Genomic DNA, 20125 nt, shown 5'->3' with positions numbered 1-20125 from the left:
TCGAGCGCAACAGAAATGCAAATGCATTCATCGTGATATACTCGCCGCATGGTCCGTCGAACTCTCATCATGCTGATTACTCTACTCGCGCTGCAGTTTAGCTGGAGCGTGGTGGCAGTCTATTGCACGCATGAGACGGGTAAAGCTGCAAATCACTGGGGCCATCATCCCGATACCAATCCTTCGGACAACGTCGCTTCGATTCTGAAAGAAAAGCCGACGGACGCAAAGAAGTCGTCGGCGCATTCTCATTGCGCCTCGTGTGCACACGGCACCTTGTCGCTTGATAGCTTTGACGGCATCTCGCATCCTCAGGTCGCTGAAGCTGCTCCAGTGTCCACCGAAATCATCCTCTCCTCGTTTTACACCGCTCCTCCAGAACGCCCTCAGTGGGCAGCCGCCGCTTAACTCCGGCGGTTGTATTCGTTCGTCTCTCTAGAAGTGTGACTTATGCCTGAAAATAGGCGGAGGTTGCTGCACGCCGCCGGATTTCTTCGTCTTTAATTTTCGGAGTTATCCATGCAATCCCGACATTTGGTTTTGGGAGCGGCTGTCCTATTGGCACAGCTCATCCCCTTTAGTACCCAGGCTGCTGGGCAACAGAGCGCTGCCTTCACGATTGGTGAAGTGGCACCTGCAGCAAATACAAATTCCGCACCGCTGACGCTGGAACAGGCCATCGCAATGACCCTGTCGACCAGCCCAGAACTGCGTTCGGCCGCACAGAGCGTTGCGATCGCCGAAGGCGCGCGCGTCCAAGCCGGCGTACGCCCCAATCCTGAACTGGCGCTGCTGCGCGAAGGTACTTCCTCCCGCAGCAATCGTACTGATACCTACCAGTTAAGCCAGCCCATTGAGATGGGCGGCAAACGCGGTGCTCGAATCAAACTGGCTGAACAAGATCAGGCGCTGGCGCGCGGAGATGTGGACGTCGCGGCAGCAGAGCTGCGCGCAAACGTCACTGCGGCCTATTTAGAGGCCCTTACGGCGCAAGAGCACGTAGCGCTGGCTAAGGAGTCTCTCAGCCTGGCAGGAAAGGCTACGAATGCCGCTGGCCGCCGCGTAGCAGCCGGCAAAATCTCGCCTCTGGAGCAAACCCGATCGAGCGTGGCTGAAGCCAGTGCGCGTCTGGAGTTGTCGCAAGCAGTCGCCGACGCTGCATTGGCGCGGCGCCGCCTGGCTGCATTCTGGGGCAGCACGCAGCCTGAAGCACGCTCCCTGGTGACGCCAGACATCAACCTGGCCGTCATTCCTGCATTGCCTGAACTACAGTCTCGCCTGGATGCATCGCCACAGATGCAACGCGCACGCATGCAGATCGCTCGCGAAGAGGCCGGCGTGAATCTGGCGAAGGCAGATCGTGTTCCTGACCTGACTCTCACGCTGGGAAAAAAGAAGGACTTCCAGACTAACGTTTCTCAGACGGTTGTAGGCGTAGCCATACCGCTGCCGTTCTTTAACCGCAACCAGGGCAACCTCCTGTCCGCACTGCGCCGAGTTGATAAGGCAAAGACCGATGCCGAGATTGCGTATCTGAATGCGACTCAAGCCTTAGCCGACGCACACCAACGGGCGTCCATCGCACAGGAACAGATTGAGAGCATGCGCAGCGAGATCCTGCCTGCCGCACAAAGTGCATTCAACGCGGCCGTTACTGGCTTTGAACTGGGCAAGTTTGGATTTATTGATGTGCTCGATGCCCAACGCACCTTATTCCAAAGCCGTGCTCAATATCTGAGCGCGCTCTCCGCCCGCTATCGCTCTCTTGCCGATCTGGAACGCTATATCTCAGTAGAACCCATCGTTGGCAACTACACGACTGACAGGAATGCAAAATGATGTTCAATACTGATAAAAAATCTCAAAAAACTGCACTGATCATTGTGCTGATTGGCGCCGTACTGGGTGCAACCATCCTGTTATGGAAAAAGGACAGTGGCGGTGGCGCCGCTGAAGCACCGCACGCAGAAGAAACTGCGAAGAAGGAAGGCGGCGATCATGCCGGCGAAGAAGGCGTGGTCCTGATGAACGCAAAGCAGATTCAGACTGCCGGCGTGACGATCGCGAAAGCTGAAGCGGCCACGATGGGTAACGTCATTCAGTTGCCGGGTGAGGTACGCTTCAACGAAGATCTCACCGCGCACATCGTACCGCGTACACCTGGCGTGGCTGAGTCGGTTGCCGCTGACCTGGGCCAAAGCGTCAAGAAAGGCCAGGTTCTGGCAGTGATTTCCAGCCCTGCCTTGGCAGACCTGCGTAGCGCGTCGCTCGCAGCACAAAAACGACTGGGCCTGGCACAGACCACGTACCAGCGCGAGAAGAAACTGTGGGAAGACAAGATCTCTGCAGAGCAGGACTATCTCCAGGCGCAGACTGCGCTGCGCGAAGCTGAGATCGAAGCCCAGACCGCCCGCTCCAAGCTGGCAGCATTGGGGGCAGGCGAAGCCGAAGGCGCGCTTAACCGCTATGTGCTGCGTGCACCGTTCGATGGCGTCATTCTGGAAAAGCACATCGCACAAGGAGAAGCCGTTAAAGAAGACGCCAACGTCTTCCTGCTCTCGAATCTGTCTAGCGTGTGGGTGGAAGTTGTGGTGACGCCAAAGGATCTGGAATTGGTCCGCGTAGGTGAAACCGTCACGATCACTTCTGCGGCTAATGATACATCTGCCACTGGAAAAGTCAGCTACGTCGGCAATCTGCTAGGCGAGCAAACCCGCACCGCCAAAGCGCGCGTTGTCATCGCTAATCCGAATATGGCTTGGCGCCCAGGTCTGTTCGTCAATGCAGCCATGACGCGTGGTGAGAAGAAAGTTCCTGTCGCCGTCGTTGCGGATGCAGTGCAGACCATCGACGGTAAATCCGTGGTCTTCGTGAAAGTCGAAAAAGGTTTCAAAGTCCAGCCCGTCAAAACTGGTAACAGCGACGGCAAGCTCGTTGAGATCGTAGAGGGCCTGCCGGCCGGAAGCCAGTATGCCGCGAGCAATAGCTTCGTGGTCAAAGCTGAGCAGGGCAAAGGCAGTGCCGGACACGAAGACTAACTAAGGAACCGACCATGTTTGAACGAATAATTCAATCTTCCATCGGACACCGATGGCTTGTCATGCTGGCCGTGCTTGCAATGGCCGCCATCGGCGTCTACAGCTATCAGAAGCTGCCGATTGACGCTGTGCCTGACATTACCAATGTGCAGGTGCAGATCAACACCAGTGCCAGTGGCTATTCGCCACTGGAAGTTGAACAACGCGTGACCTTCCCGATCGAGACGGTGATGGCGGGCCTTCCTAATCTGGAGCAGACCCGCTCGCTGTCGCGCTATGGTTTGTCGCAGGTGACCGTCATCTTCAAGGATGGCACCGACATCTACTTTGCGCGCCAGCTAGTCAATCAGCGTATCCAGGAGGCCAAGGAGAATTTGCCTCAGGGTGTCGTACCGATGATGGGACCGATTTCTACCGGCTTGGGTGAAATTTACCTGTGGACGGTTGAGAGCGAGCCGAATGCAAAAAAGCCTGATGGCACGCCGTACACTCCGACTGACCTGCGAGAGATCCAGGACTGGATCATCAAGCCGCAACTGCGCCAGGTGGAAGGTGTCACTGAAATCAACTCGATCGGTGGCTACGCCAAGGAGTATCACATCACTCCTGACCCTGTGAAACTGAGTTCCTATGGTTTAACTCTCAAGGATGTTGTAGGCGCCATTGACCGCAACAACAATAACGTTGGCGCCGGCTACATTGAGCGCAAGGGTGAGCAATTCCTGATCCGCGCGCCTGGACAAGTACGCACACTGGATGATATTCGCAACACGATTCTGAACAATGTACAAGGCGTCCCAATTCGTGTGCGTGATGTCGCAGAGGTTGCCATTGGTCGCGAGCTGCGTACCGGTGCTGCCACAGAGAATGGTCGTGAGGTTGTGCTGGGTACCGTCTTCATGCTCATCGGTGAAAATAGCCGGGTGGTCTCCCAGGCTGTTGCAAAACGCATGGAAACCGTGAACCGCTCCCTACCAACAGGAGTCAAGGCCGTACCCGTTTATGATCGTACGGTGTTGGTCGACAAAGCTATCGCAACAGTTAAGAAAAATTTGCTCGAAGGCGCAATTCTGGTCATCGTGATTTTGTTTCTGTTCCTAGGTAACATTCGTGCAGCAATCATAACTGCGATGGTGATCCCGCTAGCAATGCTCTTCACCTTTACCGGGATGGTCACGTACAAAGTAAGTGCCAACCTGATGAGTCTGGGGGCGCTAGACTTCGGCATCATCATCGACGGCGCTGTTGTGATAGTTGAAAACTGCATTCGCCGCCTGTCGCATGCACAAGAGCATTTCAAGCGTGAGCTCACCCTGCGTGAACGATTCCAAGAAGTGTTTGCCGCAGCCAAGGAAGCTCGCCGTCCGCTTCTGTTCGGCCAGCTGATCATCATGGTCGTATACCTGCCAATCTTTGCACTTGCTGGTGTCGAAGGCAAGATGTTTCATCCGATGGCCTTCGCCGTGGTTGCCGCACTGCTGGGCGCCATGATTCTGTCCATGACCTTCATTCCGGCTGCCGTAGCGCTGTTCATTGGCAAGCGTGTGGCTGAGAAGGAAAACCGCCTGATGGTGATGGCGAAGAACGGTTACGAGCCTTTGCTTACCAAGGTCATGAACAACGCCACCACCGTAATTACCGGCTCCGTGGTATTGATCATTCTGTGCGGTTTGCTAGCGACCCGTTTGGGTAGTGAATTTGTTCCAAACCTGAATGAAGGCGATATCTCTATTCAGGCACTGCGCATCCCCGGCACTAGTTTGAGTCAGTCACTGGAGATGCAGAAGACGCTGGAAGCTGGCCTGAAAGCCAAATTTCCGGAAATCGATCGTGTCTTTGCACGTACCGGTACCGCAGAAATTGCATCGGACCCGATGCCACCGAATATCTCGGACGGATACATCATGTTCAAGCCAGACTCGGAATGGCCTAAACCGAAGAAAACCCGAGATGAATTGGTCGCCGAAATCAAGGAAGAAGCCGAGAAATACGTCGGTAATGCCTATGAATTCTCGCAGCCTATTCAACTGCGTTTCAATGAGCTGATCTCTGGCGTGCGTAGTGACGTTGCGGTCAAAGTCTATGGCGACGATATGGACGTTTTGGCTGAGACTGGTAAGAAGATCGCCGACGTGCTGCAGCGTATACCAGGTGCCACTGAAGTAAAGGTGGAACAAACCGGTGGATTACCGATGCTGACCGTGAAAATCGATCGTGAGAAGACTGCGCGTTATGGCCTGAATATCGGCGACGTACAAGAAGCGCTCGCGATCGCCACCGGTGGTCGGGAAGCCGGCATCATGTTCGAAGGTGACCGCCGCTTCGATATCCTGGTCCGACTGCCAGAAACGCTGCGTAGTGACCTGGATGCTTTGCGTCGCCTGCCTATATCGCTGCCGGCACAAGCTGGCGCCACAACCTCGTTCATTCCACTGAGCGAAGTGGCCTCGCTCGACTTTGCTCCAGGTCCAAACCAGATCAGCCGCGAGAACGGTAAGCGCCGCATTGTGATCAGCGCTAACGTCACCGGCCGTGATATCGGCAGCTTTGTGCCCGAGGCGGAGCAAGCGATCGCCAAAAACGTCAAGATCCCATCTGGATATTGGACGACCTGGGGTGGTACGTTCGAACAGCTTCAGTCCGCAACCAATCGCCTGAAGATTGTCGTTCCACTTGCACTGTTCCTGGTATTCACGCTGTTGTTCGTCATGTTCAACAACGTCAAGGATGGTCTGCTGGTCTTTACCGGCATTCCGTTTGCGCTGACCGGCGGCATCATCGCGCTGTCGATGCGTGGCATTCCAATGTCGATCTCTGCGGCGGTGGGCTTCATTGCACTGTCGGGGGTCGCCGTCCTCAATGGCTTGGTGATGATTTCCTATATCCGATCCTTGCGTGAAGAAGGAATGAGTGTGGACGCCGCGGTGATCACGGGAGCCTTGACCCGTCTGCGCCCCGTACTGATGACTGCGCTGGTCGCTTCGCTGGGCTTCGTGCCGATGGCGTTGGCTACCGGTACGGGCGCCGAAGTACAGCGTCCGCTGGCTACTGTCGTCATCGGCGGCATCCTGTCGTCGACGGCGCTGACCTTGCTGGTACTGCCTCTGTTGTACCGCTTGATGCATCGCAACGATCCTGAGGAAAAGGAGGTTGTCCCTGATGACGCACAACCTGCTCACTAACTCGAACTAACCCCTCGTAGATTGCGGCCGGCATTGCCGGCCGCCTCTTCCGACTCACTGAAAAGCGAGTCGGTGGGGTTCTTTACGCCTAAAACTGGCATTCAAAGGTGGTGAATATGAATTCAAGCGAATCCGCGGCGCACGCCGAGCTAACAACGTTCCTTGTCTACGGTTCCATCGTGATGATCTTGATCATGGGGGGCTTTATATGGTGGCTGAACTACAGCTACAAGAAGCGCAATAAGAAACACCAAAAGCCGCATTTGGAGCTCGTCAGTCCGTCATCCAAGCTGCATGGCCAACGCCGCCACAAGCGACACAAGAAGTAAGGAAAGTCTATGAGCTCAAATCATGCACACGCAGTCAATGAGGGCACGAATGAAAAGCCGCTCTGGATTGCACTCATACTGACAACAACATTCCTGATTGCGGAAGTTGTCGGTGGAGTCCTGACCAATAGCCTGGCACTGATTTCAGATGCCGCTCACATGTTCACCGATGCTGCTGCATTGGCTGTATCTCTGGTCGCGATCCGAATCGGTAAACGCGCGGCCGACAGCTTACGCACGTTTGGCTATTACCGATTCGAAATTCTGGCTGCTGCTTTCAATGCAGTGTTGCTCTTCCTGGTTGCCATGTACATCCTGTACGAGGCTTACCAGCGGATCAACAACCCTCCGGAAATTCAATCCGGTGCGATGCTTATCGTTGCGACCCTTGGCCTGATGATCAATCTGGTGAGCATGCGCTTGCTGGGCAGTGGGAAGGACAAGAGCCTGAACGTTAAAGGTGCCTATCTCGAAGTATGGAGTGACATGCTTGGGTCGGTAGGCGTTATCGCCGGGGCCGTGATCATTCGCTATACCAGCTGGGCATGGGTGGACTCGGTTGTGTCGCAATAAGGTAGAACGGACAAAAAATGTGGCGAGAGTCCGGAAAATTAAAAAGCTAAACTATAAAACTGTTCAGCTTTGGACAAAGGCTGACCTTTGGAGGCCCGCCCGGATGGTGTGCCGGTGTCGATGGAGTCGGTGAGGCTCCTGAACTGGACACCGTGCTTGTGCAGATCGCCGACCAGATCGACCAGTTGCTTGACCGACCGGCCCAGCCGGTCGAGCTTCCAGACGACCAAAGTATCGCCTTCGCGCAGCATTTCGAGCGTCTTGGCCAAGCCAGGCCGGTCTGCCCGCGTGCCACTCACCTTGTCCTCGAAGACCTTTTTACATCCGGCCTTGCTCAAGGCTTCGCGTTGCAGCTCCAGGTTCTGATCCTGCGTCGAGACGCGCGCATAGCCAATCAACATGGCTTGTCTCGCGCCCGGTCGATGCGTTCCTGCATCGCCTGCATCACTTCTTCGTGGGTGTACGATCTGGCGTTGGCGTCGGTGGCTTGCCGCAGGGCTTCCTCAACCTCGCGCGTCATCCGCTCGTAATCCTCCGGCCACAGCGCTTGCTCCATGCGCAGCGACGCCTGACCCAGCAGGTGCAGCAGGCTGAACAGCCGCATGTCGTTGGTGGCGACGATGCGCTCCCGAATCTGCTCCTGAATAGCTTCGCTAGCCCGATGCGCTTGTGGTGTGGCAGTCCCCTCGTAGTCAGCGGGGAATTCCGCTTCCTCGGCAATCCTTGCCCAGGCGCTGGCCAGCGCCTCGATGGTTGACGTGCTCATTTCCGCCGCTCCTGTGCTCTTTGGCGAATCAACCGGCCAAGGGGCCTCGACGCGAAAACCAGCAGCATCACGCCTATCGGATACCAGGTCGAGAAGACCACCAAGGCATCGAAGGCTGGCCGTCCGGTGTTGGTAGGCAGTACGGCGGTCACAGCCATCAACCCGCCGACCGTCCAGATGATGCGCCACACGTAGGGCATCACGCGGGGCACGTAGCCGTCATCGAAAGCGGTCTGGTAGTAGCGGCGCAGGCCGCGCTCGGCAAGCGCCTGGCGCTGCCGCTCCGACAGCGCATCCGTCCGGCCATACCAGCGCCGGAATGGTGGACAGCGCAGCAGCAAAGGGGTGAAGAGGATCATCACCGCCACGATCGCGACACCCCACGCCATGACGGCGCCGGCATCGGGCCGCTTGGCGTTCTCGATCACGGGCGCGAAGACGCCCGGAGCACCGATCATCCAGAACAGCGCAATGTGCTGATGGAAGGAGAGCTTCATTTGCTCATCCACTTGCGCAGCAGGCGCTTTTTCAGGGAGGCGCGTTCTTGCGGGTTGCGTCCCTTGTGATTGGCGATGCGATCCGCCGTGGCGGCCTGGCGCTTGACGGGCCAGTAGGAGCGGCCATCCTTGCCCATCGACCAGACGCTGCTGGCCTGGTTTTCCAGCAGGGGCAGATGGGCGCTCAGGGCTTCGGGCGACGCGCTGGTCAGCGCCGTGCGCTCACGGGTGCGCCAGCGCTGATGCCAGAGCTTCTTGTCCTCGCGCTCGCTGCCGCAGGTCGTGTGCCCGACGATGGGTGTTTTGCGGCGGCTGCGGCTCATAACGTAGTGGTCTCCAAGAACATTCAGGACTGATCCCAGGCGTCGATGGTCAAGACCTGATCGGCAGGACAGGCGGCTACGCGGTCGGGAACTGGATGGTGTTCAGTCTCATGCCGACCCCATTCGATTGATCGCGTCGCTTGCGGCACGCTGCGACGCAAGGAGGTTTGCGACCTGGTTTAGCAGCCGTGTCCGCTGCATGTCTGTTACCTATCTCCCCGACCGCTCATTGGACCAACTCCAGAGATTGGGCTCTATCGCTCAGCCAATACGAAACCGGCATTGGCTGATGCCACAACCGAGACGAACACAAATGGCTCGGTACCTGTATTTCGCGCCCCGTGCACTTGGCCCGGTCTTGCCACGGCTATCTCACCTTCCCTGAGGGCACGAACAATCCCATTGCCCTGAAAGTAATCAGCCATTCCCGACAAAACAGTCCACGTGTCTTGGCCGTGAGGATGAATGTGAGCCGCAATTTCCTGCCCGGGATGGACATGCCAAACCACGATAATTGAGTCTCGGGTTTCAAGCACAACGGAACGAATAGGCTCGCCTTCGGACGGCTGAACATACTCGGCTACAGAAAATATTCTCGATTCAACAGTCATCGGAGATCCCTCTTTCACAGTGCCCCCAGACAGGCTGGATATGAGTTCTAACTCGAATTTGAACGGGAGGCTGGTCGTGCGGTCGTGCAGTTGCCGATGAGCGTGTCGGCTGCTGCCTCCTTGCCCACCAGCGAACTCTCGTCCGTTGCGGCCATCCAGAAGGTCTTGCCCGAGCGCGGCTCATAGGTCGCGGGATCGAACACGCCAGAGGGGCCGAACATCGGCGGCTTGATTGGTCATGGCTCCATGCCTTTGTCGTTACGGTCTTCATCGTCGGCATCCTGACGCACGGCGGGCAATTGCTGGAGCAACGCCGGCAGCCATTCCTGTACCGTCTCCCACACCACATCGAGGTTGATGTCGAAATAGCCGTGAGCCATGCGATTACGCATATTGCGCATGCTGCGCCACGGCACGTCGGCATGCGCCTGGGTGAACTCGACGTAGCCATCCATCACCTTTGTGGCCGCCTCGCCGATGACGATCAGGCTCATGATGACGGCCTGCTGGGTGCGCTTGTCGGCCAAGAAGTCGTCCTTGGCCATCCCTTCCACGAAGCTGCGCGCATCGGTTGCGGCCTGCTGAATGTGGTCGAGGTAATCGGGCAGGCGGTTCTCGCTCATATCGGTTGCGCCTCCGCGAGCACCTTGGCCCGGAACTTCGGCGGCAGGTCGCCGGGAGTCAGCAGATCGACGTCAACGCCGAGCAGCGATTTCAGTTCTTCTTCCAAATCGCCCAAGTCCAACAACGTGGCACCGGGCAGCGCATCGACCAACAGGTCGAGGTCGCTGCCATCCCGGTCGGTGCCATGCAGCACCGAGCCGAAGACGCGCGGGTTCGCGGCGCGAAAGCGGCCTACCGCTTCACGCACTGCGCTTCGCTTCATGTCAAGCACAACAGACGGTCGCATGGGCATCCTTTCTTATCGAAACTCGTTGAGATGATATGCAATCAAGAATAGAATTTCAAGAACTATTTTCGAGAATCGCAATGCCTTGATTCCCGTGCCGCGCCGGTGTCGTTTTCAGAAGACGGCTGCACTGAACGTCAGAAGCCGACTGCACTATAGCAGCGGAGGGGTTGGATCCATCAGGCAACGACGGGCTGCTGCCGGCCATCAGCGGACGCAGGGAGGACTTTCCGCAACCGGCCGTTCGATGCGGCACCGATGGCCTTCGCGCAGGGGTAGTGAATCCGCCAGGATTGACTTGCGCTGCCCTACCTCTCACTAGTGAGGGGCGGCAGCGCATCAAGCGGTGAGCGCACTCCGGCACCGCCAACTTTCAGCACATGCGTGTAAATCATCGTCGTAGAGACGTCGGAATGGCCGAGCAGATCCTGCACGGTTCGAATGTCGTAACCGCTGCGGAGCAAGGCCGTCGCGAACGAGTGGCGGAGGGTGTGCGGTGTGGCGGGCTTCGTGATGCCTGCTTGTTCTACGGGGCACTGTTGCAAATAGTCGGTGGTGATAAACTTATCATCCCCTTTTGCTGATGGAGCTGCACATGAACCCATTCAAAGGCCGGCATTTTCAGCGTGACATCATTCTGTGGGCCGTACGCTGGTACTGCAAATACGGCATCAGTTACCGTGAGCTGCAGGAGATGCTGGCTGAACGCGGAGTGAATGTCGATCACTCCACGATTTACCGCTGGGTTCAGCGTTATGCGCCTGAAATGGAAAAACGGCTGCGCTGGTACTGGCGTAACCCTTCCGATCTTTGCCCGTGGCACATGGATGAAACCTACGTGAAGGTCAATGGCCGCTGGGCGTATCTGTACCGGGCCGTCGACAGCCGGGGCCGCACTGTCGATTTTTATCTCTCCTCCCGTCGTAACAGCAAAGCTGCATACCGGTTTCTGGGTAAAATCCTCAACAACGTGAAGAAGTGGCAGATCCCGCGATTCATCAACACGGATAAAGCGCCCGCCTATGGTCGCGCGCTTGCTCTGCTCAAACGCGAAGGCCGGTGCCCGTCTGACGTTGAACACCGACAGATTAAGTACCGGAACAACGTGATTGAATGCGATCATGGCAAACTGAAACGGATAATCGGCGCCACGCTGGGATTTAAATCCATGAAGACGGCTTACGCCACCATCAAAGGTATTGAGGTGATGCGTGCACTACGCAAAGGCCAGGCCTCAGCATTTTATTATGGTGATCCCCTGGGCGAAATGCGCCTGGTAAGCAGAGTTTTTGAAATGTAAGGCCTTTGAATAAGACAAAAGGCTGCCTCATCGCTAACTTTGCAACAGTGCCCCTGCGTGCGCTGCTGCCATGTCCACTACCTGACGCCGGTGATGGTGATGGCCTCGCCGGAGCGGGAATTTCTTAACCTCGACGAATTTAGACGATCGGCGGGCGAGGGGATGTCGTGGCAAGGTCCGCCTTGCGCTGCTCCGCAAGGGCGACACCAGCGGGTTCGTCGGCGGCCACGCCTAGCGCGACCGCAACCAAGCGTCGAAAAAGTATACGCTCGTCACCCGCCGTCTCCTGTGCTGAGAGTCTCAGGCCGATCGGCCGGCAGGGCTCAATGTCAGCAAACGCGTGATGAGCGGTGGCCTTCAACAGTGATAAGGCGGCACCAGAGAAAAATCACTCAGGGTCAATGCCAGCGCTTCGTTAATACAGATGTAGGTGTTCCACAGGGTAGCCAGCAGCATCCTGCGATGCAGATCCGGAACATAATGGTGCAGGGCGCTGACTTCCGGTGCCAGCAGATATTTTGGCAGTTTGCCTTGGATCAGAGCCATCTGACGCAGGGCTAGTGCAGCCGGATAGTCAATAGCTACCGGCAGCGGTGCGGACTGTTGTAACTCAGAATAAGAAATGAGGCCGCTCATGGCGTTGACTCTCAGTCATAGTATCGTGGTATCACCGGTTGGTTCCACTCTCTGTTGCGGGCAACTTCAGCAGCACGTAGGGGACTTCCGCGTTTCCAGACTTTACGAAACACGGAAACCGAAGACCATTCATGTTGTTGCTCAGGTCGCAGACGTTTTGCAGCAGCAGTCGCTTCACGTTCGCTCGCGTATCGGTGATTCATTCTGCTAACCAGTAAGGCAACCCCGCCAGCCTAGCCGGGTCCTCAACGACAGGAGCACGATCATGCGCACCCGTGGCCAGGACCCAACGCTGCCCGAGATGCGCCGCGTGCGGCTGCTGGAGATGGCGGACGCGATGGATATGTTCTGCCAAGGGTTGGTTTGCGCATTCACAGTTCTCCGCAAGAATTGATTGGCTCCAATTCTTGGAGTGGTGAATCCGTTAGCGAGGTGCCGCCGGCTTCCATTCAGGTCGAGGTGGCCCGGCTCCATGCACCGCGACGCAACGCGGGGAGGCAGACAAGGTATAGGGCGGCGCCTACAATCCATGCCAACCCGTTCCATGTGCTCGCCGAGGCGGCATAAATCGCCGTGACGATCAGCGGTCCAATGATCGAAGTTAGGCTGGTAAGAGCCGCGAGCGATCCTTGAAGCTGTCCCTGATGGTCGTCATCTACCTGCCTGGACAGCATGGCCTGCAACGCGGGCATCCCGATGCCGCCGGAAGCGAGAAGAATCATAATGGGGAAGGCCATCCAGCCTCGCGTCGCGAACGCCAGCAAGACGTAGCCCAGCGCGTCGGCCGCCATGCCGGCGATAATGGCCTGCTTCTCGCCGAAACGTTTGGTGGCGGGACCAGTGACGAAGGCTTGAGCGAGGGCGTGCAAGATTCCGAATACCGCAAGCGACAGGCCGATCATCGTCGCGCTCCAGCGAAAGCGGTCCTCGCCGAAAATGACCCAGAGCGCTGCCGGCACCTGTCCTACGAGTTGCATGATAAAGAAGACAGTCATAAGTGCGGCGACGATAGTCATGCCCCGCGCCCACCGGAAGGAGCTGACTGGGTTGAAGGCTCTCAAGGGCATCGGTCGACGCTCTCCCTTATGCGACTCCTGCATTAGGAAGCAGCCCAGTAGTAGGTTGAGGCCGTTGAGCACCGCCGCCGCAAGGAATGGTGCATGCAAGGAGATGGCGCCCAACAGTCCCCCGGCCACGGGGCCTGCCACCATACCCACGCCGAAACAAGCGCTCATGAGCCCGAAGTGGCGAGCCCGATCTTCCCCATCGGTGATGTCGGCGATATAGGCGCCAGCAACCGCACCTGTGGCGCCGGTGATGCCGGCCACGATGCGTCCGGCGTAGAGGATCCACAGGACGGGTGTGGTCGCCATGATCGCGTAGTCGATAGTGGCTCCAAGTAGCGAAGCGAGCAGGACTGGGCGGCGGCCAAAGCGGTCGGACAGTGCTCCGAGAACGGGTGCGCATAGAAATTGCATCAACGCATATAGCGCTAGCAGCACGCCATAGTGACTGGCGATGCTGTCGGAATGGACGATATCCCGCAAGAGGCCCGGCAGTACCGGCATAACCAAGCCTATGCCTACAGCATCCAGGGTGACGGTGCCGAGGATGACGATGAGCGCATTGTTAGATTTCATACACGGTGCCTGACTGCGTTAGCAATTTAACTGTGATAAACTACCGCATTAAAGCTTATCGATGATAAGCTGTCAAACATGAGAATTCGCGAATGAACAAGCTCCAACGCGAGGCCGTGATCCGAACCGCGCTCGAACTGCTTAACGACGTGGGCATGGAAGGTCTAACGACGCGCCGACTGGCTGAGCGCCTCGGGGTGCAACAGCCAGCGCTCTACTGGCATTTCAAGAACAAGCGTGCGTTGCTCGACGCACTTGCCGAAGCCATGCTGACGATAAATCACACGCATTCGACGCCAAGGGATGACGACGACTGGCGTTCGTTCCTGAAGGGCAATGCATGCAGTTTTCGACGGGCGTTGCTCGCTTATCGCGATGGCGCGCGTATTCATGCCGGGACGCGGCCAGCCGCGCCGCAGATGGAAAAAGCCGACGCGCAGCTTCGCTTCCTTTGCGATGCTGGCTTTTCGGCAGGTGACGCGACCTATGCGTTGATGGCAATCAGCTACTTCACCGTCGGCGCTGTTCTTGAGCAGCAAGCTAGCGAGGCAGACGCCGAGGAGCGGGGCGAAGATCAGTTGACCACCTCAGCGTCTACGATGCCGGCGCGCCTACAGAGCGCGATGAAAATCGTCTACGAAGGCGGTCCGGACGCGGCATTCGAGCGAGGCCTGGCTCTCATCATCGGCGGTCTTGAAAAAATGAGGCTCACTACGAACGACATTGAGGTGCTGAAGAATGTTGACGAATGACAGGGGGCGGCAGGTGCGGAGGGCGCGGTTGCTTCGTCATATGAAGCAAAGTCACCTAGCTGAATTAATGGGTGTGGATCAGGCAACCGTGTCGCGCTGGGAGCGGGGCACCCTTGCATTGTCGGATGGGAGGTGGTCAGCGGTTCTTCAATTGCTTACCGGGCCTTCCGATTCATCGTACGACGCTGCGCTGAAGCGTCTGGTGCAATCCTCCGCCCACAAAGTCCATCTGGTAGCGACCGGACACATTGTTTGCTCGCGGCATCTCCGGCCAGGCAAAGGGAATTGCGGATTGACCTAGCCGAACTCCTTGGTAAATCGCTGCGTGTTTATGCGTCCCCGAGATAGTTGCGGCCGACTCTGCGCTTAATGGGCTCGGTTGGCATGAGGGGCGGCTGGGGTCACTCGAGGTGGATACCGGCCCGAACTGGAGCGAGGAACTTCCATACTGCCAAGGCGAATGCTGTGGGAGCGCATCATGCTCGCTGATGGTAGCCCGGCACTACTTGTTACCACCACAGCTTAATGCGAAGGGTGCTCCTGTTCTTGTGCATATTTTATGCGCTGCTGATTGTGCATCGAACTGATAACCTCAACGGGTCTGCTTTGTAGTTCACCACACCCCTGACGCGCGCGTGCCGGATAAGCAGAACTATGGTGCCGATGGATGTCAGGAACACTCGGCCTGGTTCGTAACTAGGTCGTCCTGCGCGATCCTGCGGCTAGGGCCGGAATCGTGCTCGCCAGTCAGGCGCTGATGAAGCCTATGGGCACTGTTGCAAATAGTCGGTGGTGATAAACTTATCATCCCCTTTTGCTGATGGAGCTGCACATGAACCCATTCAAAGGCCGGCATTTTCAGCGTGACATCATTCTGTGGGCCGTACGCTGGTACTGCAAATACGGCATCAGTTACCGTGAGCTGCAGGAGATGCTGGCTGAACGCGGAGTGAATGTCGATCACTCCACGATTTACCGCTGGGTTCAGCGTTATGCGCCTGAAATGGAAAAACGGCTGCGCTGGTACTGGCGTAACCCTTCCGATCTTTGCCCGTGGCACATGGATGAAACCTACGTGAAGGTCAATGGCCGCTGGGCGTATCTGTACCGGGCCGTCGACAGCCGGGGCCGCACTGTCGATTTTTATCTCTCCTCCCGTCGTAACAGCAAAGCTGCATACCGGTTTCTGGGTAAAATCCTCAACAACGTGAAGAAGTGGCAGATCCCGCGATTCATCAACACGGATAAAGCGCCCGCCTATGGTCGCGCGCTTGCTCTGCTCAAACGCGAAGGCCGGTGCCCGTCTGACGTTGAACACCGACAGATTAAGTACCGGAACAACGTGATTGAATGCGATCATGGCAAACTGAAACGGATAATCGGCGCCACGCTGGGATTTAAATCCATGAAGACGGCTTACGCCACCATCAAAGGTATTGAGGTGATGCGTGCACTACGCAAAGGCCAGGCCTCAGCATTTTATTATGGTGATCCCCTGGGCGAAATGCGCCTGGTAAGCAGAGTTTTTGAAATGTAAGGCCTTTGAATAAGACAAAAGGCTGCCTCATCGCTAACTTTGCAACAGTGCCCAGAAGCTGGGCGAACAAACGATGCTCGCCTTCCAGAAAACCGAGGATGCGAACCACTTCATCCGGGGTCAGCACCACCGGCAAGCGCCGCGACGGCCGAGGTCTTCCGATCTCCTGAAGCCAGGGCAGATCCGTGCACAGCACCTTGCCGTAGAAGAACAGCAAGGCCGCCAATGCCTGACGATGCGTGGAGACCGAAACCTTGCGCTCGTTCGCCAGCCAGGACAGAAATGCCTCGACTTCGCTGCTGCCCAAGGTTGCCGGGTGACGCACACCGTGGAAACGGATGAAGGCACGAACCCAGTGGACATAAGCCTGTTCGGTTCGTAAGCTGTAATGCAAGTAGCGTATGCGCTCACGCAACTGGTCCAGAACCTTGACCGAACGCAGCGGTGGTAACGGCGCAGTGGCGGTTTTCATGGCTTGTTATGACTGTTTTTTTGTACAGTCTATGCCTCGGGCATCCAAGCAGCAAGCGCGTTACGCCGTGGGTCGATGTTTGATGTTATGGAGCAGCAACGATGTTACGCAGCAGGGCAGTCGCCCTAAAACAAAGTTAGATGCACTAAGCACATAATTGCTCACAGCCAAACTATCAGGTCAAGTCTGCTTTTATTATTTTTAAGCGTGCATAATAAGCCCTACACAAATTGGGAGATATATCATGAAAGGCTGGCTTTTTCTTGTTATCGCAATAGTTGGCGAAGTAATCGCAACATCCGCACTGAAGTCTAGCCATGGATTCACTAGGTTAGTTCCTTCCGTTGTAGTTGTGGCTGGCTACGGGCTTGCGTTCTATTTCTTGTCTCTCGCGCTCAAGTCCATTCCGGTCGGTATTGCTTACGCTGTATGGGCTGGGCTTGGCATCGTGCTTGTGGCAGCTATTGCTTGGATTTTCCATGGCCAAAAACTAGACTTCTGGGCGTTCATTGGCATGGGACTTATCTTCAGTGGCGTCGCCGTTCTAAACCTGCTATCCAAGGTCAGCGCACATTGACCGGGTTGGCATCTAACAATTCATTCAAGCCGACGCCGCTTCGCGGCGCGGCTTAATTCAGGCGTTAAACATCATGAGGGAAGCGGTGATCGCCGAAGTATCGACTCAACTATCAGAGGTAGTTGGCGTCATCGAGCGCCATCTCGAACCGACGTTGCTGGCCGTACATTTGTACGGCTCCGCAGTGGATGGCGGCCTGAAGCCACACAGTGATATTGATTTGCTGGTTACGGTGACCGTAAGGCTTGATGAAACAACGCGGCGAGCATTGCTCAATGACCTTATGGAGGCTTCGGCTTTCCCTGGCGAGAGCGAGACGCTCCGCGCTATAGAAGTCACCCTTGTCGTGCATGACGACATCATCCCGTGGCGTTATCCAGCTAAGCGCGAACTGCAATTTGGAGAATGGCAGCGCAATGACATTCTTGCAGGTATCTTCGAGCCAGCCACGATCGACATTGATCTGGCTATCTTGCTGACAAAAGCAAGAGAACATAGCGTTGCCTTGGTAGGTCCAGCGGCGGAGGAACTCTTTGATCCGGTTCCTGAACAGGATCTATTCGAGGCGCTGAGGGAAACCTTGAAGCTATGGAACTCGCAGCCCGACTGGGCCGGCGATGAGCGAAATGTAGTGCTTACGTTGTCCCGCATTTGGTACAGCGCAATAACCGGCAAAATCGCGCCGAAGGATGTCGCTGCCGACTGGGCAATAAAACGGGTTGTGTCGCAATAAGGTAGAACGGACAAAAAATGTGGCGAGAGTCCGGAAAATTAAAAAGCTAAACTATAAAACTGTTCAGCTTTGGACAAAGGCTGACCTTTGGAGTCCAACGGATAATGCAGTCGTTTAAGAACCTTGCAGAGGGTACTTTTGATGAGGCTTTTGCGAAAATCGTCCATACCAAACTTTACCAGATCCGCTTATTGCGACACAACCAATTCGACCAGGGCCGCGTCGAGTATTTCCTCTTTCCTGGCGGCAGAGGACAGGTAGCGGCGCTTGTTGTCTGGCGCGTCATCTTTCTTGGGTGGCATTCAAAGGCTCTGTTCAAAGATCTGAGGGGTGTTCCCATGGGCCTGTCACCGGCTCTACCAAGAATCAGGGCCTTCCTTGAACCCAAGCCGGCAGCTCGAATTGACCTGCGTCAATGACCGACGAGCCCGCTGATTGCGTTTCTTGGATTGTAATGTATAATTGAAAGCAACCGTCCAATCGTTTGTTTTCAGATTTCACAATGCAGATCAACACAGGGCGCGAGTGAACCCGGCACATCGGGTTACGACACAGGAAGAGCGCCCTATCAACCAGCCGGGGAACACGGGGATGCACATATCAACAAGGAGATGAAGTGGGCTTGACAGCACTTGCAAGCAAGAAAGTAGGGCCTGCGGACACCAGCCACGAACCCCGCATTGCGGGGGTGGCAGCCATTCCCTCCTCTGCGACCAGACCCTCTTCAGCCCGATACCTGTACGGAACGTGACCATGCTCCCAACTTCCCCGTTGTTTCCCGCGTTCAGATTGCGCGCTGCCTCGTTGGCCCTGAGCGCCGTCGTCTTGACCGGCTGCATGTCGCTCGCTCCGGCGCCAGACACCCCGCCATTGCCCGTGCCCGAAGCCTGGCCCGCGCATCTTGGATCAGGCACCGACGGCGCCCACGCGGGAGAGCTTGCCTGGCAGGCGTACTTCACCGACCCCCTGCTGCAACGCCTCATCGAGACTGCGCTGGAAAACAACCGCGACCTGCGCCTGGCCGCGCTGCGTGTCGAGGAAGCCAGCGCCGCATTCCGCATTCAGCGCTCGGATCGATTTCCTGCCGTGGGCGTGGGTGCCCAGGGTGGACGCGCCCGCGTCCCTGGCGATCTGAACATGTCGGGCCGGTCGCAGGTGGGCGGCGAATATCGGGCCGAGGTGGGTTTGAGCACCTGGGAGCTGGATCTGTGGGGCCGGGTCCGCAACCTGGAAGACGCCGCCCTGCAAAGCTGGCTGGCTTCCGACGCGGCCCGCCAGGCCGTCCACCTGGCGCTGATCGCCCAGGTGGCCGACGGTTATCTTGGCTTGCGCGAGATAGACGAACGCGTGGCGATCGCCCGTCAAACCGTCGCGACCCGCGAGGAGTCCTATCGCATTTTCCGGCGCCGCGTTGAAGTCGGCTCGACCTCGAAGCTGGACCTCACTCAAGTCCAAACTTTGCTGAACCAGGCTCAGGCGCTGCTGACGCAGCTTGAGCAGGCTCGCACCACGCAACTGCACGCCCTGGCACTGCTGGTAGGCGCTGATCCCGGCCCGCTGCCCGCCAAGGCACCCTTCGATGAAACGACGGTTCTGGCTGAGCTGCGGGCCGGTCTGCCTTCGGAGCTGCTGGTCAGTCGCCCGGACATCATTTCCGCCGAACACCAATTGCGTGCCAGCAATGCCCACATCGGCGCGGCCCGCGCGGCGTTCTTGCCGCGCATTGCGCTGACCGGCAGCTTCGGCACGGCCAGCTCCGACTTGAATGGCTTGTTCGATTCCGGCAGTCGCGCCTGGACCTTCATGCCCACCCTGTCGCTGCCCATCTTCGATGGCGGGCGCCGCCGCGCCAATCTGGAGCTGAGCGAAGTGCGCCGCGACATCGCCGTCGCCGGATACGAAAAAACCATTCAATCGGCCTTCCGCGAGGTGGCCGATGCGCTGAGCGCAAAGCACTGGCTGGCTGAGCAGTTGACGATCCAGAGAGCCAACCTGGAAGCGCAAAGCGAACGCGCACGCCTGGCCAAGTTGCGCTACGACAACGGCTCGGCCGCCTTCTTGGAAGTGCTGGATGCCCAACGCGATCTGCTGGGAGCACAGCAACAACTGGTACAGGCGCGCCGCGCGCTGCTGTCCAGCCAGGTGGCGCTGTATGCCGCGCTCGGCGGCGGCACCCTCGCCGCAGCCGGCGAGGCACAGGGTGCGGCCTCGACTCCCGCTTCCACCCCATCAACCCGTTAAGGCACGCC

The 20125-nt window shown here is 57.3% G+C and carries 21 protein-coding genes and 6 pseudogenes; 15 read left to right on the top strand and 12 right to left on the bottom strand.

Annotation, left to right across the window (positions count from 1 at the left end; genetic code table 11):
• Nucleotides 1–48 precede the first annotated feature (48 nt).
• The 6 genes and pseudogenes from ACOTSW_RS16590 to ACOTSW_RS16565 all read left to right on the top strand — a co-directional run.
• Nucleotides 49–408 (top strand): hypothetical protein, encoded by a 360-nt coding sequence (locus ACOTSW_RS16590; RefSeq protein ID WP_423680175.1) that lies wholly within the window; start codon nucleotides 49–51, stop codon nucleotides 406–408.
• Between the two features lie 111 nt (nucleotides 409–519).
• On the top strand, nucleotides 520–1839 hold the full coding sequence (locus ACOTSW_RS16585; RefSeq protein ID WP_423680174.1) for a TolC family protein: 1320 nt from the start codon (nucleotides 520–522) through the stop codon (nucleotides 1837–1839).
• Nucleotides 1836–3038 (top strand): efflux RND transporter periplasmic adaptor subunit, encoded by a 1203-nt coding sequence (locus ACOTSW_RS16580; RefSeq protein ID WP_423680173.1) that lies wholly within the window; start codon nucleotides 1836–1838, stop codon nucleotides 3036–3038. Before ACOTSW_RS16585 ends, ACOTSW_RS16580 begins: the two co-directional genes overlap by 4 nt.
• A gap of 14 nt (nucleotides 3039–3052) precedes the next feature.
• On the top strand, nucleotides 3053–6220 hold the full coding sequence (locus ACOTSW_RS16575) for a CusA/CzcA family heavy metal efflux RND transporter (RefSeq protein ID WP_423680172.1): 3168 nt from the start codon (nucleotides 3053–3055) through the stop codon (nucleotides 6218–6220).
• Between the two features lie 116 nt (nucleotides 6221–6336).
• Nucleotides 6337–6549, top strand: coding sequence for a hypothetical protein (locus ACOTSW_RS16570; RefSeq protein ID WP_423680171.1), 213 nt, complete (start codon nucleotides 6337–6339; stop codon nucleotides 6547–6549).
• Between the two features lie 9 nt (nucleotides 6550–6558).
• A pseudogene (locus tag ACOTSW_RS16565) lies at nucleotides 6559–7116 on the top strand (cation diffusion facilitator family transporter); the annotation flags it as partial.
• Between the two features lie 101 nt (nucleotides 7117–7217).
• Here ACOTSW_RS16565 and ACOTSW_RS16560 read toward each other — a convergent pair.
• The 8 genes and pseudogenes from ACOTSW_RS16560 to ACOTSW_RS16525 form a co-directional block, all read right to left on the bottom strand.
• Nucleotides 7218–7523 (bottom strand): annotated as a pseudogene (locus ACOTSW_RS16560) (recombinase family protein); the annotation flags it as partial.
• On the bottom strand, nucleotides 7517–7888 hold the full coding sequence (locus ACOTSW_RS16555) for a hypothetical protein (protein ID WP_003100853.1): 372 nt from the start codon (nucleotides 7886–7888) through the stop codon (nucleotides 7517–7519). The gene ACOTSW_RS16555 and the pseudogene ACOTSW_RS16560, both read right to left, overlap by 7 nt.
• Entirely contained in the window at nucleotides 7885–8385 is a 501-nt protein-coding gene (locus tag ACOTSW_RS16550; RefSeq protein ID WP_003100856.1) for a hypothetical protein, read from the bottom strand. Before ACOTSW_RS16550 ends, ACOTSW_RS16555 begins: the two co-directional genes overlap by 4 nt.
• Nucleotides 8382–8708, bottom strand: coding sequence for a hypothetical protein (locus tag ACOTSW_RS16545; protein WP_003100858.1), 327 nt, complete (start codon nucleotides 8706–8708; stop codon nucleotides 8382–8384). The genes ACOTSW_RS16550 and ACOTSW_RS16545 overlap by 4 nt, the downstream gene beginning before the upstream one ends.
• Nucleotides 8709–8962: 254 nt before the next feature.
• Entirely contained in the window at nucleotides 8963–9319 is a 357-nt protein-coding gene (locus tag ACOTSW_RS16540) for a cupin domain-containing protein (RefSeq protein ID WP_003465043.1), read from the bottom strand.
• 236 nt (nucleotides 9320–9555) lie between these two features.
• Nucleotides 9556–9942: a DUF86 domain-containing protein gene (locus ACOTSW_RS16535; RefSeq protein ID WP_003100872.1), complete on the bottom strand. Its 387-nt coding sequence runs from the start codon at nucleotides 9940–9942 to the stop codon at nucleotides 9556–9558.
• Nucleotides 9939–10229, bottom strand: coding sequence for a nucleotidyltransferase family protein (locus ACOTSW_RS16530; RefSeq protein ID WP_001247892.1), 291 nt, complete (start codon nucleotides 10227–10229; stop codon nucleotides 9939–9941). The genes ACOTSW_RS16535 and ACOTSW_RS16530 overlap by 4 nt, the downstream gene beginning before the upstream one ends.
• A gap of 308 nt (nucleotides 10230–10537) precedes the next feature.
• Nucleotides 10538–10759 (bottom strand): annotated as a pseudogene (locus tag ACOTSW_RS16525) (tyrosine-type recombinase/integrase); the annotation flags it as partial.
• Between the two features lie 65 nt (nucleotides 10760–10824).
• Between ACOTSW_RS16525 and ACOTSW_RS16520 the strand changes: the two are divergent.
• Nucleotides 10825–11529, top strand: a complete 705-nt coding sequence (locus tag ACOTSW_RS16520) for an IS6-like element IS26 family transposase (protein ID WP_001067855.1) — start codon at nucleotides 10825–10827, stop codon at nucleotides 11527–11529.
• Between the two features lie 357 nt (nucleotides 11530–11886).
• Here the strand turns inward: ACOTSW_RS16520 and ACOTSW_RS16515 are convergent, their stop codons facing one another.
• Nucleotides 11887–12165, bottom strand: a complete 279-nt coding sequence (locus tag ACOTSW_RS16515) for a tyrosine-type recombinase/integrase (RefSeq protein ID WP_000015696.1) — start codon at nucleotides 12163–12165, stop codon at nucleotides 11887–11889.
• Between the two features lie 11 nt (nucleotides 12166–12176).
• Nucleotides 12177–12368, bottom strand: coding sequence for a hypothetical protein (locus ACOTSW_RS16510; RefSeq protein ID WP_009873362.1), 192 nt, complete (start codon nucleotides 12366–12368; stop codon nucleotides 12177–12179).
• A gap of 65 nt (nucleotides 12369–12433) precedes the next feature.
• Here ACOTSW_RS16510 and ACOTSW_RS16505 point away from each other — a divergent pair.
• A pseudogene (locus tag ACOTSW_RS16505) lies at nucleotides 12434–12523 on the top strand (type VI secretion protein); the annotation flags it as partial.
• A gap of 91 nt (nucleotides 12524–12614) precedes the next feature.
• Here the strand turns inward: ACOTSW_RS16505 and tet(C) are convergent.
• Nucleotides 12615–13805, bottom strand: coding sequence for a tetracycline efflux MFS transporter Tet(C) (gene tet(C), locus ACOTSW_RS16500; RefSeq protein ID WP_001297013.1), 1191 nt, complete (start codon nucleotides 13803–13805; stop codon nucleotides 12615–12617).
• 92 nt (nucleotides 13806–13897) lie between these two features.
• On the opposite strand from tet(C), the gene tetR(C) reads away from it, so the two are divergent.
• The 3 genes from tetR(C) (at nucleotide 13898) to ACOTSW_RS16485 (ending at nucleotide 16094) form a co-directional block, all read left to right on the top strand.
• Nucleotides 13898–14557 (top strand): tetracycline resistance transcriptional repressor TetR(C), encoded by a 660-nt coding sequence (gene tetR(C), locus ACOTSW_RS16495; protein WP_001038045.1) that lies wholly within the window; start codon nucleotides 13898–13900, stop codon nucleotides 14555–14557.
• Nucleotides 14544–14858, top strand: a complete 315-nt coding sequence (locus ACOTSW_RS16490; protein ID WP_061342203.1) for a helix-turn-helix domain-containing protein — start codon at nucleotides 14544–14546, stop codon at nucleotides 14856–14858. The genes tetR(C) and ACOTSW_RS16490 overlap by 14 nt, the downstream gene beginning before the upstream one ends.
• A gap of 531 nt (nucleotides 14859–15389) precedes the next feature.
• Nucleotides 15390–16094 (top strand): IS6-like element IS26 family transposase, encoded by a 705-nt coding sequence (locus ACOTSW_RS16485; protein ID WP_001067855.1) that lies wholly within the window; start codon nucleotides 15390–15392, stop codon nucleotides 16092–16094.
• 52 nt (nucleotides 16095–16146) lie between these two features.
• On the opposite strand, the pseudogene intI1 reads toward ACOTSW_RS16485, so the two are convergent.
• A pseudogene (gene intI1, locus ACOTSW_RS16480) lies at nucleotides 16147–16566 on the bottom strand (class 1 integron integrase IntI1); the annotation flags it as partial.
• A 244-nt stretch (nucleotides 16567–16810) separates the two neighbouring features.
• Here intI1 and qac point away from each other — a divergent pair.
• The 4 genes and pseudogenes from qac (at nucleotide 16811) to ACOTSW_RS16460 (ending at nucleotide 20117) form a co-directional block, all read left to right on the top strand.
• A complete protein-coding gene (qac, locus tag ACOTSW_RS16475; protein ID WP_423680167.1) occupies nucleotides 16811–17143 on the top strand; it encodes a quaternary ammonium compound efflux SMR transporter QacL in 333 nt (110 codons plus the stop codon).
• Nucleotides 17144–17216: 73 nt separating this feature from the next.
• A pseudogene (locus ACOTSW_RS16470) lies at nucleotides 17217–17873 on the top strand (AadA family aminoglycoside 3''-O-nucleotidyltransferase); the annotation flags it as partial.
• A gap of 107 nt (nucleotides 17874–17980) precedes the next feature.
• On the top strand, nucleotides 17981–18295 hold the full coding sequence (locus tag ACOTSW_RS16465; protein ID WP_423680166.1) for a hypothetical protein: 315 nt from the start codon (nucleotides 17981–17983) through the stop codon (nucleotides 18293–18295).
• 334 nt (nucleotides 18296–18629) lie between these two features.
• The gene (locus tag ACOTSW_RS16460) at nucleotides 18630–20117 is read left to right on the top strand and encodes an efflux transporter outer membrane subunit (RefSeq protein ID WP_423680165.1); all 1488 of its coding nucleotides are present in this window, start codon (nucleotides 18630–18632) and stop codon (nucleotides 20115–20117) included.
• Nucleotides 20118–20125 lie beyond the last annotated feature (8 nt).

Source organism: Undibacterium sp. WLHG33, assembly GCF_049544815.1.
Lineage (GTDB): Bacteria > Pseudomonadota > Gammaproteobacteria > Burkholderiales > Burkholderiaceae_D > Undibacterium.
Note: the sequence above shows the minus strand (reverse complement) of the source record. Positions and strands in the feature narration are given on the sequence as shown.

What these genes read in the sequence shown, in the direction of transcription:
- ACOTSW_RS16590 (WP_423680175.1), top strand. Translation starts at nt 49, where the DNA reads ATGGTCCGTCGAACTCTCATCATGCTGATTACTCTACTCGCGCTGCAG.
- ACOTSW_RS16585 (WP_423680174.1), top strand. Translation starts at nt 520, where the DNA reads ATGCAATCCCGACATTTGGTTTTGGGAGCGGCTGTCCTATTGGCACAG.
- ACOTSW_RS16580 (WP_423680173.1), top strand. Translation starts at nt 1,836, where the DNA reads ATGATGTTCAATACTGATAAAAAATCTCAAAAAACTGCACTGATCATT.
- ACOTSW_RS16575 (WP_423680172.1), top strand. Translation starts at nt 3,053, where the DNA reads ATGTTTGAACGAATAATTCAATCTTCCATCGGACACCGATGGCTTGTC.
- ACOTSW_RS16570 (WP_423680171.1), top strand. Translation starts at nt 6,337, where the DNA reads ATGAATTCAAGCGAATCCGCGGCGCACGCCGAGCTAACAACGTTCCTT.
- ACOTSW_RS16555 (WP_003100853.1), bottom strand. Translation starts at nt 7,888, where the DNA reads ATGAGCACGTCAACCATCGAGGCGCTGGCCAGCGCCTGGGCAAGGATT.
- ACOTSW_RS16550 (WP_003100856.1), bottom strand. Translation starts at nt 8,385, where the DNA reads ATGAAGCTCTCCTTCCATCAGCACATTGCGCTGTTCTGGATGATCGGT.
- ACOTSW_RS16545 (WP_003100858.1), bottom strand. Translation starts at nt 8,708, where the DNA reads ATGAGCCGCAGCCGCCGCAAAACACCCATCGTCGGGCACACGACCTGC.
- ACOTSW_RS16540 (WP_003465043.1), bottom strand. Translation starts at nt 9,319, where the DNA reads ATGACTGTTGAATCGAGAATATTTTCTGTAGCCGAGTATGTTCAGCCG.
- ACOTSW_RS16535 (WP_003100872.1), bottom strand. Translation starts at nt 9,942, where the DNA reads ATGAGCGAGAACCGCCTGCCCGATTACCTCGACCACATTCAGCAGGCC.
- ACOTSW_RS16530 (WP_001247892.1), bottom strand. Translation starts at nt 10,229, where the DNA reads ATGCGACCGTCTGTTGTGCTTGACATGAAGCGAAGCGCAGTGCGTGAA.
- ACOTSW_RS16520 (WP_001067855.1), top strand. Translation starts at nt 10,825, where the DNA reads ATGAACCCATTCAAAGGCCGGCATTTTCAGCGTGACATCATTCTGTGG.
- ACOTSW_RS16515 (WP_000015696.1), bottom strand. Translation starts at nt 12,165, where the DNA reads ATGAGCGGCCTCATTTCTTATTCTGAGTTACAACAGTCCGCACCGCTG.
- ACOTSW_RS16510 (WP_009873362.1), bottom strand. Translation starts at nt 12,368, where the DNA reads ATGAATCACCGATACGCGAGCGAACGTGAAGCGACTGCTGCTGCAAAA.
- ACOTSW_RS16490 (WP_061342203.1), top strand. Translation starts at nt 14,544, where the DNA reads ATGTTGACGAATGACAGGGGGCGGCAGGTGCGGAGGGCGCGGTTGCTT.
- ACOTSW_RS16485 (WP_001067855.1), top strand. Translation starts at nt 15,390, where the DNA reads ATGAACCCATTCAAAGGCCGGCATTTTCAGCGTGACATCATTCTGTGG.
- qac (WP_423680167.1), top strand. Translation starts at nt 16,811, where the DNA reads ATGAAAGGCTGGCTTTTTCTTGTTATCGCAATAGTTGGCGAAGTAATC.
- ACOTSW_RS16465 (WP_423680166.1), top strand. Translation starts at nt 17,981, where the DNA reads ATGCAGTCGTTTAAGAACCTTGCAGAGGGTACTTTTGATGAGGCTTTT.
- ACOTSW_RS16460 (WP_423680165.1), top strand. Translation starts at nt 18,630, where the DNA reads ATGCTCCCAACTTCCCCGTTGTTTCCCGCGTTCAGATTGCGCGCTGCC.